The organism is Candidatus Galacturonatibacter soehngenii (assembly GCF_008830185.1).
In the GTDB taxonomy this organism is placed as follows: domain Bacteria; phylum Bacillota; class Clostridia; order Lachnospirales; family Lachnospiraceae; genus Lachnotalea; species Lachnotalea soehngenii.
Genome location: NZ_WAGX01000007.1, coordinates 195,859 through 210,922, shown reverse-complemented (window position 1 = coordinate 210,922; position 15,064 = coordinate 195,859). Strand labels below are relative to the sequence as shown.

The 15,064-nt window shown below is 34.0% G+C and carries 13 protein-coding genes; 6 read left to right on the top strand and 7 right to left on the bottom strand.

Translation table 11 applies throughout. From position 1 onward, the window contains the following. Positions 1–26: 26 nt before the first annotated feature. The 5 genes from pflB (at position 27) to F7O84_RS15690 (ending at position 3,794) form a co-directional block, all read left to right on the top strand. The gene (pflB, locus tag F7O84_RS15710) at positions 27–2,066 is read left to right on the top strand and encodes a formate C-acetyltransferase (RefSeq protein WP_151147415.1); all 2,040 of its coding nucleotides are present in this window, start codon (positions 27–29) and stop codon (positions 2,064–2,066) included. A gap of 24 nt (positions 2,067–2,090) precedes the next feature. Further along, positions 2,091–2,303 carry a hypothetical protein gene (locus F7O84_RS15705; RefSeq protein ID WP_151147412.1) on the top strand — a complete coding sequence of 71 codons (213 nt, stop codon included), beginning with the start codon at positions 2,091–2,093 and terminating at the stop codon, positions 2,301–2,303. 39 nt (positions 2,304–2,342) lie between these two features. Continuing rightward, the gene (locus F7O84_RS15700; protein WP_151147410.1) at positions 2,343–2,588 is read left to right on the top strand and encodes a glycine radical domain-containing protein; all 246 of its coding nucleotides are present in this window, start codon (positions 2,343–2,345) and stop codon (positions 2,586–2,588) included. 96 nt (positions 2,589–2,684) lie between these two features. After that, positions 2,685–3,440: a pyruvate formate-lyase-activating protein gene (gene pflA, locus F7O84_RS15695; RefSeq protein WP_151147408.1), complete on the top strand. Its 756-nt coding sequence runs from the start codon at positions 2,685–2,687 to the stop codon at positions 3,438–3,440. Between the two features lie 186 nt (positions 3,441–3,626). Then, a complete protein-coding gene (locus F7O84_RS15690) occupies positions 3,627–3,794 on the top strand; it encodes a DUF362 domain-containing protein (RefSeq protein ID WP_151147406.1) in 168 nt (55 codons plus the stop codon). A 63-nt stretch (positions 3,795–3,857) separates the two neighbouring features. Here the strand turns inward: F7O84_RS15690 and F7O84_RS15685 are convergent, their stop codons facing one another. From F7O84_RS15685 to F7O84_RS15655, 7 genes are all read right to left on the bottom strand, one after another. Then, complete coding sequence (locus tag F7O84_RS15685; RefSeq protein WP_151147403.1) at positions 3,858–4,496, bottom strand: helix-turn-helix domain-containing protein; 639 nt, start codon at positions 4,494–4,496, stop codon at positions 3,858–3,860. Positions 4,497–4,980: 484 nt separating this feature from the next. Further along, complete coding sequence (gene dnaB / locus F7O84_RS15680) at positions 4,981–6,312, bottom strand: replicative DNA helicase (protein ID WP_151147400.1); 1,332 nt, start codon at positions 6,310–6,312, stop codon at positions 4,981–4,983. Positions 6,313–6,324: 12 nt separating this feature from the next. Beyond that, positions 6,325–6,771, bottom strand: a complete 447-nt coding sequence (rplI, locus tag F7O84_RS15675) for a 50S ribosomal protein L9 (protein ID WP_151147397.1) — start codon at positions 6,769–6,771, stop codon at positions 6,325–6,327. Between the two features lie 25 nt (positions 6,772–6,796). After that, positions 6,797–8,839: a DHH family phosphoesterase gene (locus F7O84_RS15670; protein WP_151147395.1), complete on the bottom strand. Its 2,043-nt coding sequence runs from the start codon at positions 8,837–8,839 to the stop codon at positions 6,797–6,799. Between the two features lie 79 nt (positions 8,840–8,918). Next, the gene (locus tag F7O84_RS15665) at positions 8,919–10,007 is read right to left on the bottom strand and encodes a PucR family transcriptional regulator (protein WP_151147392.1); all 1,089 of its coding nucleotides are present in this window, start codon (positions 10,005–10,007) and stop codon (positions 8,919–8,921) included. 238 nt (positions 10,008–10,245) lie between these two features. Continuing rightward, complete coding sequence (locus F7O84_RS15660) at positions 10,246–11,358, bottom strand: ABC transporter ATP-binding protein (protein ID WP_151147389.1); 1,113 nt, start codon at positions 11,356–11,358, stop codon at positions 10,246–10,248. A 361-nt stretch (positions 11,359–11,719) separates the two neighbouring features. Beyond that, the gene (locus F7O84_RS15655) at positions 11,720–13,834 is read right to left on the bottom strand and encodes a glutamine synthetase III family protein (RefSeq protein ID WP_151147386.1); all 2,115 of its coding nucleotides are present in this window, start codon (positions 13,832–13,834) and stop codon (positions 11,720–11,722) included. A gap of 419 nt (positions 13,835–14,253) precedes the next feature. Here F7O84_RS15655 and F7O84_RS15650 point away from each other — a divergent pair, with 419 nt between their 5' ends. After that, a complete protein-coding gene (locus F7O84_RS15650; RefSeq protein WP_151147384.1) occupies positions 14,254–14,910 on the top strand; it encodes a YesL family protein in 657 nt (218 codons plus the stop codon). Positions 14,911–15,064: the final 154 nt, after the last annotated feature.

Below are 15,064 nucleotides of genomic sequence, written 5' to 3'. Positions count from 1 at the left end.
TAAATATCAATTAGGAGGAAATTCAAATGAGATCAGAATGGAACGATTTCGTGGGTGGTATTTGGGAAAAAGAAATTAATGTAAGAGACTTCATTCAGAAAAACTTTACTTTATATGAAGGAGACGATTCTTTCCTTGCTGGACCTACAAAAAACACAACTGAACTTTGGGCTCAAGTAATGGACTTAACAAAACAAGAACGTGAAGCAGGCGGTGTTCTTGATATGGACACTAAAATTGTTTCTACCATCACTTCACATGGTGCTGGATATTTAAATAAAGACAAGGAAACGATTGTTGGTTTCCAAACCGATAAACCATTTAAGAGATCTATGCAAGTTTACGGTGGTATTCGTATGGCAGAAAAAGCTTGCGAAGATAATGGTTACAAAGTAGATCCTGAAATTTCAGAATTTTTTACAACTCATAGAAAAACACATAATGCAGGTGTTTTTGATGCTTACACAGCAGAAATGAGAGCTTGTAGATCTAACCATGTTATTACTGGACTACCAGATGCTTATGGACGTGGACGTATCATTGGTGACTACCGTCGTGTTGCATTATATGGTATAGACCGTCTAATTGAAGATAAAAAGAATCAAAAGGATACTACTCCTTCTATTATGTCAGAGGATGTAATCCGTTTACGTGAAGAATTATCGGAACAAATTAAAGCATTACAAGAGTTAAAGAAATTAGGTGCAACCTACGGATATGATATCTCAAAACCTGCTACCAATGTACAGGAAGCAATTCAATGGTTATATTTTGGATATTTAGCAGCTGTAAAAGAACAAAACGGTGCAGCTATGTCTCTTGGACGTACTTCAACCTTTATTGATATCTATGCTGAAAGAGATTTAAAAGAAGGAAGATTTACAGAAGAACAAATTCAGGAATTTATCGATCATTTCGTTATGAAATTACGTTTAGTAAAATTTGCTCGTACTCCTGAATACAATGCAATTTTTGCAGGAGATCCTACTTGGGTTACAGAATCAATCGGTGGTGTTGGTATAGATGGACGTCCATTGGTTACAAAATCATCTTTTAGATACCTTCATACACTAAGCAACTTAGGAACATCTCCAGAACCAAACTTAACAGTACTTTGGTCAACTAAATTACCAGCGAACTTTAAGAAGTTCTGTGCTAAAACTTCAATTGCATCCTCTTCTGTTCAATATGAAAATGATGATTTGATGAGAGTAACACATGGTGATGATTATGCAATCGCTTGCTGTGTATCTTCTATGAGACTTGGTAAAGAAATGCAGTTCTTTGGTGCTCGTGCAAACCTTGCAAAATGTCTATTATATGCTATTAACGGCGGTGTAGATGAAATTAGCAAAAAGCAAGTAGGACCAAAATTCAGACCAATTACTTCTGAGTATCTTGAATTTGATGATGTAATGGATAAATACAAAGATATGATGAAATGGTTAGCTGGTGTTTATGTAAATACATTAAATATCATCCACTATATGCATGATAAATACTGCTATGAAAAAATTCAGATGGCATTACACGATAGAGAAGTAACTCGTTGGTTTGCTACAGGTATTGCTGGACTTTCTGTTGTAGCAGATTCATTATCAGCAATTAAATATGCAAAAGTTAAAACCATTCGTGATGAAAACGGTATCGTTGTAGATTACGAAGTGGAAGGTGATTTTCCAAAATACGGTAATGATGATGAACGTGTTGATGAGTTAGCAAGTAATTTGGTTCATACCTTCATGGAATATGTAAGAGAAAATAAAACTTACCGTAATGGTATTCCAACAACATCAATTTTAACAATTACTTCAAACGTAACTTATGGTAAAAATACAGGTTCTACACCAGATGGAAGAAAACAAGGTGAACCATTTGCTCCAGGTGCTAACCCAATGCACGGACGTGATAGTAAAGGTGCTGTAGCTTCACTTGCATCTGTTTCAAAACTTCCATTTAGAGATGCACAGGATGGTATTTCAAATACATTCACAATCATTCCTGGTGCACTTGGTAAAGAAGATCAGATTTTTGCTGGTGATATTGATCTTGATTTAAGCAAATAAGCTTATATAAAAAGGACTGATTTTATGGATAATAAAACTATGATAGATGACATTGTTGCTTTACTAGACAACTCCGTATCCAAAGGAGTTGGTCATCTAAATATCAGTACAATTGAATCTGAAAACGAAACAAAAACTGTAGAACAATTAGGCTGTCTAGACTGCGCAAAAGGCGATTTAGCTTGCAGTATCCCAACCCTTCACGAAGGGCTTGATGAAGAAAAAGACGCCGACTAACTAGTCCCAAACAAAATGATTTTATAGGAGGAATTTAAAATGTCAAATATTAGCGATGCTCAAGTTGATAATCTAGTTTCTTTATTAGATGGATATTCAGTAAGTGGTGGCCATCATTTAAATGTAAATGTATTAAACAGAGAAACATTATTAGATGCACAGGCTCATCCAGAAAATTATCCACAGTTAACCATTCGTATTTCTGGATACGCTGTTAACTTCATTAAATTAACAAAGGAACAGCAAAACGATATTATTTCACGTACTTTCCACAACGCAATGTAATTTTCCTTTGCTTTATATTTGAAACAACACAGAACAGGAAAAGACTCTTCTTTTCCTGTTTTTATATCTTAGATTTGTTTGAAAGGAGGTTATTTTATGAACGGTTATATTCACTCAATTGAAAGTTTTGGTAGCGTAGATGGACCTGGTATTCGTTTTGTTGTCTTTACGCAAGGATGTCCAATGCGTTGCTTGTATTGTCATAATCCAGATACATGGGCTTTAAATCTTGGTAAGCAGATGAGTGTAGATGAGATATTAAAAGCTTATGAAAAGAATATTCCATTTTATAAAAATGGGGGCTTAACGGTTTCTGGTGGAGAACCACTGGTACAAATAGATTTCTTAATTGAACTTTTTGAAGCTGCAAAAGCAAAAAATATTCATACTTGTCTTGATACTTCAGGTATTATTTACAACGAAAAAAACGCCGAGCTTATGGCTAAATTTGATCGTTTGATGAAGGTGACGGATTTGGTAATGCTTGATATTAAGCATATTGATCCTCAAGAACATGTAAAGCTTACCAAACAATCCAATACACAGATATTAAAATTTACTCGATATCTGGATAGTCAGGACGTTGATATCTGGATTCGTCATGTAGTGGTACCTACTATTACCGATAACGAAAAATATTTATTTGACTTAGGTTATTTCATTGGAGATTTAAAAAACCTAAAGGCATTAGACGTTTTACCATATCATACTATGGGACGTGAAAAATACAAAGAGCTAGGTATGGAATATCCATTAGAAAACTTAAATGATTTGGATAAAGAGGATGCCATTGAAGCAAAAAAACATATCATTGAAGGCATAAAAAAACGCCGTAGTGAACTTGAAGCATAAAAATGTTGTTATTTATTTGCATAAGTTCACATAATTGTACTTTGTTTTATGCTTGTCATCTAAGTAGATTTGTATTAAAATGTATATTATCAGAAGCAAGTACTTTTGATAATTTATATCAGTTTAAGTGCATAACTAAATACAATTGATTTAGTTATAATACGAAAATTTAAGGAGGATAATAGTATGGCATTTGTTATTAATGACGGTTGTGTAAGCTGTGGAGCTTGTGAAGGAGAATGTCCAGTAGGCGCAATTAGCGAAGGTGATGGAAAATACGTAATCGACGCTGATTCTTGTATCGACTGTGGTGCATGTGCAGCAACATGTCCAACTGGTTCCATTTCTCAATAATCCAGTTTTACACTCAAAATAAAACAAGTAGAAGGAAGACAAATCCATTCTACTTGTTTTATTTTATAATAGACGAAATTTTTTCTTTTTTTTCCCTCCTTCTGCTGTGGCCGCAATCTCTTTTCTATGTTTTTGATGGGTTCGAACTAACTCATCTAATTTCTTATATCTCTCCTCTTCTCGTTCATCCTGAACTTTCATGAGGTAATCCATCTCTTTTAACACACTTTCTGATACTCTTCCCCCAACTTCTTTTCCTAATTCATAATTATTTTCCATCAAGGCCTCACTTACAATACTTTTAATTATATTTTGAAATTGCTGCATTTTATCGTTGCTAAGGTTAGTGGATGGCATTTTAGTGGATATTTCCATTGTTTTATTTTCTGAGTCTTTTACCATATGATTATTTTCAACCACTGGATAAGTTAACTCTGTTTCAAGTGGAAGCATTTCACTTAGCTTGTCCACATTGCAGTCTTTTAATTTTGGTACTAATGCCTTTACTGCTTTTAATTGGAATCCTCTTTCTTTTAAGATTTTTACATTTCGAAATAGGTTAATATCACCCTCTGTATAATATCTATGCCCCATTTCATTTCTTAAAATAGAAAGCTCCAGTTCCTCCTCCCAGTATCTAAGCACGTGTGTTTCGACATCAACTAACTTTGCAGCATCGGATATCATATACCTTTTGTCCATAATTTTTCCTCCTCTTGTTTAACTACTTATTTCGTTACGCTTTGCCATCAGCTCAATAAAAGCATTTACAGTTGTGTTTTTAACTAAACTTATACTTCTTTACTACGTCGCCCGGTTTAAACATAAACTCTCTATATCTATATATATTATAGTTCGCCTTAGAATATTCCTATTATGTTAAAATTAATTTTAATTTCTTAGAAATAACTTCACTTAAATTAAAAAAAGTCTGGCATAAGCCAGACTTCACACTATAGACAACCACTTTATGAAAGCGGAGAGTTTGGGAACGAAGCGTTCTCAATTTAAATCACGCAAGTGAAATTCACTTTCACTGTAGTGTAAAATGCTGATTAATAGGGGCAAAGCCCTTGTACGAGTTAATCAGCATTTTTACAACCTATAACTAAAATTTATGGCGTTAGCCATGAATTTTAAAGGCTGCCAACAAAGTCGGCAGCCTCAAGTCTGGCATAAGCCAGACTTATTTATTTTCCATATTTGCAAATTTTGTGTAATTTGGAAGCCAAACTAGATTAACAGTACCAATTGGACCATTTCTTTGCTTTGCTATAATGACCTCAGCTATATTCTTATTCTCTGAATCTTTATTATAATAATCATCTCGATATAAGAACATAACAACGTCTGCATCCTGCTCAATTGCTCCTGATTCACGAAGATCGGACAGCATAGGTCTGTGATCTGGTCTTTGCTCCACCGCACGGCTTAACTGAGACAATGCTACAACTGGGACATGCAATTCTCTCGCGAGACCTTTTAATGATCTTGAAATATCAGAGATTTCCTGTTGTCTTGATTCGCCTTTTCCACTACCAGTCATCAGCTGTAAGTAGTCAATGATTATAATTCCAAGGTTCTTCTCCAACTTATATTTTCTACATTTAGAACGTAACTCCGATATGGAAATACCTGGTGTATCATCAATAATTAAATTGGACCTTCCAATTACCCCTGCGCCTTCTATTAGTTTTTCCCAATCAGAATCAGCTAGATTACCGGTTCGAATCAACTGGGAATCCACTCTTGATTCTAATGCAAACAAACGGTTAACAAGCTGTTCCTTTGACATTTCCAGACTAAAAATAGCGGTAGTTACATTATGCCGAAATGCCATGTTCTGCGTAAGGTTTAATACAAAGGCTGTTTTACCCATAGAAGGTCTAGCCGCAATTAAAACGAGGTCAGATGGCTGAAGACCCGAGGTTTTGTAATCCAAATCTATGAATCCAGTTGGAATTCCTGTAACGGTTCCTTTTGTTTTTGAAGTTGCCTCAATTTTTTCTAATGCATTGATTACAACTTGCTTAATCGGAACGTAATCGCCTGAATTTCTCTTTTGTATCAAATCAAAAATCTTTTTCTCTGTTCCTTCTAAGATATCCTCTAGCTTGTCTTTTCCCAAATAACAGGTATTTGCTATTTCCTCATTTACCTTAATAAGTTTTCTTAGCATAGACTTTTCGGCAACAATATTGGCATAATATTTTACATTGGCTGAAGTTGGAACTGCCATAACCAAATCTCGAACAAATTCAAGACTACTTATCTCTGGCGGTACATCCTTTTCTTTTAGACGGTTTTGCAAGGTAACTAAGTCAACTGGCTTATCCTCTGTAAACAGCTCTACAATAGCTTCGAACAGCACCCCGTATTGATGTTGATAAAAGTCTTCACTTGTAATGATTTCAGAAGCAACTAAGATGGCTTCTCGATCCATAATCATAGAGCCAACTACGGATTGTTCCGCCTCTATACTATGTGGCAAAACTCTTTTAATAAGTGCTTCTTCCACTATTGATACCTCCTACGCTTCCTTTACATTTACCTTAAGCTCTGCTACCACCTTAGGATGAAGCTTAACTGGTACAATGGTAGTTCCTAATGTTTTAATTGGTTCTGAAAGCTGTAATTTTTTCTTATCCAATTCTAGTCCTAATTGATCGAGTGCTGCTTTTGCAATTTCTTTTGAAGAAACTGAACCAAAGGTCTTACCGCCTTCTCCACTCTTGATACTTAAAACAACTGGTTTTTCAGCAACTTTAACGGCTAGAGCCTTTGCTTCTTCGTATATTTCTTGTGCGATTTTTTCCTCTTTTGCTTTTTGCAATTTTAAATCATTTAAATTTTTATTGTTTGCTTCTAATCCAAGTTTCTTTGGTAAAATAAAATTTCTTGCATATCCATCATTAATATTAACAATTTCACCTTTTTTTCCTAAGGATTTTACATCTTCTAATAAAATCACCTTCATCTTAATACTCCTTTCACAACTTAACCTAAGATAATTCTCCTTCATCAAACATATGATCAAGTGTTTCTATAATTATACTCTTAGCTTCCTCTAGATTACACTCCAACTGAGCACCAGCGATATTTAAGTGGCCACCACCACCTAATTTCTCCATAATAACCTGAACATTGACTTCATCAATGGAACGGGCACTTACATATACCATTCCATTATATTCTGTTAATACTATCGATGCCTTTACACCAATAATATTAAGCAATTCATTGGCCGCTTGCGCGCCCACTACCGTTGGACTTTCTAGCCCTTCTGTTGGGCAAACGGATATAGCGAACTCGCGATATACTTGTGCGTTTCGTACTGCTTCTGCTCTTGCTTTATACGTAACCATATCATCACGAAACATCTTTCTAACTCTTGATACATCGGCCCCACATCGTCTTAAAAATGCAGCGGCTTCAAAAGTTCTTACTCCTGTTTTTGACATAAAGTTATTCGTATCTATCATTATTCCAGCATATAAGCAATCTGCTTCAATGCCTCTAATTTTAATTCCATCATCAAAATACTGAAGAATCTCTGCAACCATTTCACAAGATGAGGATGCATAGGATTCCACATAGGATAATACAGCATTATCAATACTTTCTGCACCTTGTCTATGATGATCAAGGACTACGATTGTTTTCGCTCTCTTTAACAAATCTTCGCATTCCGTATAACTAGGTTTATTTACATCTACTACCGTTACTACGGTATTGTTATCAAAAATCTCTAATGCCTCATTGCTTGTTAAGAACATATCCTCGTCATAGTCTGGATTATTCACAAAGCATTCCAATAAAGGCCGTACTGAGGTGGTAATATCATTTATTACAATGTACGCCTTTTTTCCAAGCGTTTTGGCCGCACGATAAATACCAATCGAAGCACCAAAGGAGTCAACATCTCCTATTTTATGTCCCATAACAATGATTTTATCATTTGCCTCCATAAGTTCTCGAAGGGCATGGGCTTTTACGCGCGCCTTTACTCTGGTGCTTTTTTCAACTTGCTTCGTTTTTCCACCATAGTAATAAATCTTATCACTGTTTTTTACAACTGCCTGATCTCCTCCACGTCCTAGTGCTAAGTCGATAGCCGTTCTTGCGTACGCATAATTTTGAGCATAGGTTGTACCATTCACACCAAACCCTATACTTAATGTAACTGCCATTTCATTTCCAATGTTAACTGTTTTTACATCATCTAAAATAGAAAATTTGTTGTTTTGAAGGGAATCTAAACATTTTTGCTTCATCACAACAAAGTATTTATCCTTTTCAAGCTTTTTAACAATTCCATCCATTCCTGAAATGTATTTATTAATCTTTCTATCAATTAAAGCAATCAATAAGGAACGTCTAACTTCTTCTACGCTTTCCAAAGCTTCTTCGTAATTATCTAAATAAATGAGTCCTGTTACTAATTTTTGTTCTTTGTTTTCTTTTATATATTTATTTAACTCTGTTCGATCAAATAGATAAAGTGCTATAATATAGCTTCTCTCCGCTGCCACATTGACAATAGAAGTACTCTCTAATACATTGTCCATCGCAACTTTTTTCATCTGTGCTTCATAATCTTTGCCATCGAATTCAAAAAGTATCTGGCATTCATCCAATTCTCCTGGTAATATCTCTTTTGTAATACTTGGAAACAAACTTGTAATTGATTTCTTATAATATCTATCTTTTTTCACAACTTTGGAAAATTCTTTATTCATCCATAAAAGCTTTCCTGAATCATCCATTACAGCATAGGGTACCTTCATCTCCAGCAAAAGCTTTTTTTGAATTTGTCCATACTGGGTTGCAAATGAAATTAAGTCATTCATAAGAGTTCCCTTAGTTCTTAAATACAAAACCAATATAAAGACAATATAAATTATAGTAAATGTAGCCATTGCTCCGCCTGCTTTTCTATCAATTGCGAAAACAACACCATTCATTATAAAAATAAGTATTGTCAGTATTAACGGCCATTGCATATAAATCTTAATTGACCCTTTTAACTTAACTTTTCTCTTCATAATATCCTCCATTCGTGCATATTTCGCACACTGGTAGATATGAAAGTAGTTTCACTTCCACACACTCTCCGCCCACTCACTAAAATTCCAAACTTTCCATATATTTCATATAATTTACTACCATCATCGCAATTTTAAAAGTAAGAGCGTCATCAAACACTCTAATATCTAAACCGGTACTCTTTTGTAACTTTTCCAAACGATATACTAATGTATTTCTATGAACATAAAGTTGTCTTGAAGTCTCTGATACATTTAAATTATTCTCAAAAAATTTATTAATCGTAGTAACGGTTTCTTCATCAAAGGTGTCTGGCATCTGGTTTCCAAATACTTCTTTCATAAACATTTCACACAAAGGAATTGGAAGCTGATAAATTAAGCGGCCAATACCAAGAGTATTATACGCTACAATATTTTTTTCACTGTAGAATATTTTACCTACATCAAGAGCCATCTTGGCTTCTTTATAAGACTTAGATACTTCTTTGATTTCATCAATAATCGTACCATATGCTACTCTTACTTGTGTCATCGCCTCTGTATTAAGCATGTCTACAAGTATGTTAGCCGTTTGTTCTAGATGTTCATACCCTTCGTCTGGTTCAAGTTCCTTTACCAAGATGATGTTCTTTTCATCCACTGCTGTAATAAAATCTTTTGACTTAGCTGAAAATATATTTTTAACAGTTTCTAACGCATTGTTATCTTTCTCATTTTTGGTTTCTATCATAAATACAACACGTCTTGCTTCTATTTCTATATGAAGCTTTTTTGCTCTATTATAGATATCAACAAGTAAAAGATTATCAAGAATTAGATTCTGAACAAAATTATTTCTATCAAAACGTTCCTTATAAGCTATGATTAGATTCTGTATCTGGCAAACTGCAACTTTTCCAATCATGTAAACGTCATCACTAGCACCCTTTGCAACAAGAACATATTCTAACTGTCTATCGTCAAATACTTTAAAATAATGTAAGCCTTGAATTTCTTGACTGTCCGCTGGTGAAATAGCGAAGGAATGAATCATACTTGAATTAATATTAAAATCCTCCGAAGTACTCGCCATATTCATTCCATCTATGTCTAGAATACACAAGTCGACTCTTGTGATTGCTTTAAGTTCATTGATACTATTTTGTAATATCTGATTTGAAATCATATATCCACTCCATTTCTTTCATTTTGACTATAATATACCTATTATCAACAATTACACTAACCTTAATTCATTATTATACTACACCTATGGGATTATTTCAAATTATTGGTGTGATTTGCCAATGGTTTTTTTGTACCCGTATTAAGAGTAAAATATCACAGGAATTTGATATGATTCCCTGTGATATAATAGAATAAGACTCTGCTAAGTGCAATCTTTAGCAGAGCCTATCTTTATGTTAGTTTGTAATTGTTAATTCTGTTTCTTTATCGAATACATGAATCTTTTCAGCATCTAAAGCAACTTTAATCTTATCTCCAACTCTTGACTGAGTACGTGGATCAACTCTTGCAGTTACTGTAGTTCCTTCTACATCAAAGTGTAAGTTAACTTCTGCTCCAAGTAATTCGTAAACGCTAACAGTTGATTCAAGAACAGTGTTAGGTGAAGATTCAATAAACATCTGTGAATCATGTACGTTTTCTGGACGAATTCCTAATACAACAGTCTTTCCATTGTATCCGCCATCAATAAGCTTTTTCGCTTTTGCAGGTGGAAGTTTGATTGGAGTGCTTCCAATGTTAAGGTAAACATCATCTCCCTTAACATCAACCTTAGCATCTAACATGTTCATCTGAGGTGAACCCATGAAACCAGCTACGAATAAGTTCTGTGGTTTTGTATATAAGTTTTGTGGGGAATCTACCTGCTGTACTACACCATCTTTCATAACTACGATTCTTGTTCCAAGTGTCATAGCTTCTGTCTGATCATGTGTTACATAGATGATTGTTGTTCCTAAATTTTTATGTAATTTAGAAATCTCAATACGCATCTGAACTCTTAACTTAGCATCAAGGTTTGATAAAGGCTCATCCATAAGGAATACTTTTGGATTACGAACGATAGCACGACCCATAGCAACACGCTGTCTTTGTCCACCAGATAAAGCCTTTGGCTTACGATCTAATAATTTTTCAAGGTCAAGAATTCTAGCTGCTTCTTTAACCATTTTATCAATTTCATCTTTTGGTACTTTTCTTAACTTAAGACCAAAAGCCATGTTATCATAAACTGTCATATGAGGATATAATGCGTAGTTCTGGAATACCATCGCAATATCTCTATCCTTTGGTTCAACATCATTCACGAGTCTGTCACCAATTCTTAATTCTCCTGAACTGATTTCCTCAAGACCTGCAATCATACGAAGTGTTGTAGATTTTCCACATCCTGATGGTCCTACGAAAATGATAAATTCTTTATCTTCGATTTCTAAGTTAAAATCCTTAACTGCTTCAAAGCCGTTTGGATATACCTTGTAAATGTTTTTAAGTGATAAACTTGCCATTTAATTTTCCTCCTAAAATTAATAGTGGTGACCCCACTGCTTGATTGTTGTGTTGCTATCATATCAATTGACTGGCTACAGCGAACTGATACAAAAGGAAAAACTAGAAATTATAGAACTAATTTACTAGTTTTAATATATTCCTAGTATAGCTTATTTATCTCCTTCATACCATACTCTAATTAACCAAACTTTATTGAAAGACCTTGTAAAATCTGCTACTCAAAAAAACAATACATTTCATTAGGTGTCAATTTGACGAAATTTTTTATTAAGCTCTATACAACTTTACCAAAGCAACGTAATGTTCTATTATATAAAAACAGTTAATCCATTTGGACTAACTGTTTTTTTATAAATATTAAACTTCAAAAATCAAATCACCATAAGATGGCATTGGCCATAATTCTTTATCAACAATCATTTCAAGACGATCCACAGGAGCTCTTAACTCATCCATAGCCACTTTTACCTCATCTCTAAAGAAGGTTGCCTGTACGCTTGCTTCATTGATTTGGGCTGCTTTTTCTGTTACATCAATTAACTTAGCTAATGCAACTTTTGCATCGGATAATAGTGCGGATGTCTCTGTTAACAATTCAACCTGTGCACTTGTATCAACGTCTGCTGCTGCTTTTACTGCATTGATTGAATTAGCAAGTACCGTTGTATACTTAATAACAGCTGGAATAATCTGTTTTGAAGCCATATCAATCATAGTTTTTGCTTCAATGTTAATTGCTTTTGCATAAGCTTCATATTCAATTTCTACGTGAGATTCAAGCTCTGCTTTTGTAAATACATGAAACTTTTCAAAAAGAGCAACTGCTTTGTTTGTAACAAGAGCTGGAATAGCATCTACCATAGATTTGATATTAGGCAAGCCTCTCTTTTCGGCTTCTTCAACCCATTCATCTGAATATCCATTTCCGTTAAAAATAATTCTTTGATGAGCAGTTGCATACTCTTTAATAAGATCATGTACTGCCATATCAAAATCATCTGCTTTTTCAAGAACTTCACATGCCTCTGCAAATGCTTCTGCAACAATTGTATTAAGTACAGTGTTTGGTCCTGCAATAGAAGCAGAAGAACCAACCATACGGAATTCAAATTTATTGCCTGTAAAAGCAAATGGAGATGTTCTGTTTCTATCAGTGGCATCTTTTGCTAAATCAGGTAATGTCTTAACACCTGTTAATAACTTACCTCCTTGCTTACTTGTCTTTGCTTCACCAGTACTAATTAACTGATTGATAACGTCTTCTAACTGCTCTCCTAAGAAAACAGAGATTATTGCAGGAGGTGCTTCATTTGCTCCAAGTCTATGGTCATTTCCTACGTCTGCTGCTGATTCACGAAGTAAATCTGCATGTTTATCAACTGCTTTTAAGATACAAGTTAGTACAAGTAAAAATTGAATATTTTCATGAGGTGTCTTACCTGGGTCTAATAAATTAATACCATCATCTGTAGTAATAGACCAGTTGTTATGTTTTCCCGATCCATTCACACCTGCAAAAGGTTTTTCGTGTAATAGACAAGTTAGACCATGACGACCTGCTACCTTTTTTAATGTCTCCATAACTAATTGATTATGGTCAACTGCAATATTCGCCTGCGCATAGATTGGTGCCAATTCATGCTGTGCTGGTGCAACTTCATTATGCTGTGTTTTTGCAGAAACACCTAATTTCCATAATACTTCATTTACTTCTTTCATATAGGAAGCAATACGTTCTCTGATGCTTCCAAAGTAATGATCTTCTAATTCTTGTCCTTTTGGAGGCATAGCACCAAATAAAGTACGTCCTGAATAAATTAAGTCTTTTCTTTGTAAATATTTTTCTCTGTCTACAAGGAAGTATTCCTGTTCTGGTCCAACAGAAGGAGTTGCTTTTTTCGAAGTTGTATTTCCAAATAATCGAAGTAATCTTAATGCTTGGTCATTGACTGCTTCCATTGATCTTAACAATGGAGTCTTTTTATCCAAGGCTTCTCCTTTATAAGAACAAAAAGCGGTTGGAATACATAAGGTTCCTCCAATTGCGTCATGTCTTACAAATGCTGGAGATGTACAATCCCAAGCGGTATATCCTCTCGCTTCAAAAGTTGCTCTTAATCCACCTGAAGGAAAGGAAGAAGCATCTGGTTCACCTTTAATTAATTCTTTTCCTGAAAACTCCATTATGATTTTTCCATGTTTATCAGGCGCTGATATAAATGAATCGTGTTTCTCAGCTGTTATCCCAGTCAATGGCTGGAACCAGTGGCTATAATGTGTAGCACCTTTTTCAATTGCCCATTCTTTCATAACATGCGCAACTACTTCAGCTGTTACAGGGTCTAATTCTTTCCCCTCTTCTATCGTTTTCTTAAGATCTTTGTATACTTTCTTTGGTAAACGCTGTTGCATAACTGAATCATTAAACACGTCTTCTCCGAAAATATCTACAACATTAATTACTTCGCCCATCTCTTCCCATTCCTTTCAAATGAATAAAATTTTAAATTGAGTATAAAAAAAGCAAGGTACCCCCGTTAAACGGAACGCCCTTGTTCTCACTCTGTCATATAAACGGAATAACATCCGCCTTCCTATAAAATACAATAAAAAGAATAAAAATGCAAGTAGTAAAATCATTTTTAGTAATATTAATGATTTAATTTAACATTCAATGTGTATGTTAAAGCATATTCACTAGTTGTATTTAAATAAACTTAAGAATAAACATGAAAGATAATTGCTACTATAATAATATGTAGATTCATATTATATCTTGCTATGTATCTCAAAACTGATAAGCAAATTGTGAAACATCTGTTAATTGTATTGATTTTATGAAACAGATTCGATATAATTTGCTCATATGTTTATAATCGAAGGAGAAAAAAATGGGAAATATCTTTAGCTTAGACGGTAAGTTTTTTACTTTTATGAGTAAAGTTGCCGATCTTATTATCTTAAATATTATTTATTGCCTATGCTGTGTTCCTATCATAACAATAGGTCCTGCTACTACAGCATTGTATTATGTTACCTTGAAAATGGTAAAGAACGAAGAATCCTATATCATAAAAAGTTTCTTTAAATCTTTTAAACTGAATTTTAAACAAGGGCTTGCAATTGGACTTTTATTAATGGCTGCTGCTGGCGTTATTGTTGGTGATATTTACATTATGTTAAGCTGGGACGCCAAGTATAAATTTGTTTTGATTGTTATTTTTATTTTTTTACTTGTTATATGGATGTTTATATCAATTTATGTATTCCCATTATTGGCTACTTTTGAAAATACAATAAAGCAAACACTTAAGAATTCTTTACTTATGAGCATCAGACATTTACCAAGTACCGTACTTATGTTTATACTAACGGTAATCTCATATTTGATAGTTGGATTTATCGTACAATTGATGCCGTTTTGGTTCTTAATCGGATTTGCATTACTGGCATATGTGAATTCACTTTTCCTAGGAAAGATTTTTAAACTTTATATGCCGCCAGAAGAAGAAGAAAAAGATGAATTTAGTTCATTTGATAATATGTAGTATTTAGATTCTTTATAAGGTTTTGTAAATTACATGTATTCGATTTGAATACATGTAATTTTTTTAATGTAAAACGACCGTTTTTATATAATTGTATTGACATTTATACAAAATAATAGTATTATGACTTTAGAGCGAAACGGTTCGCTCTAAG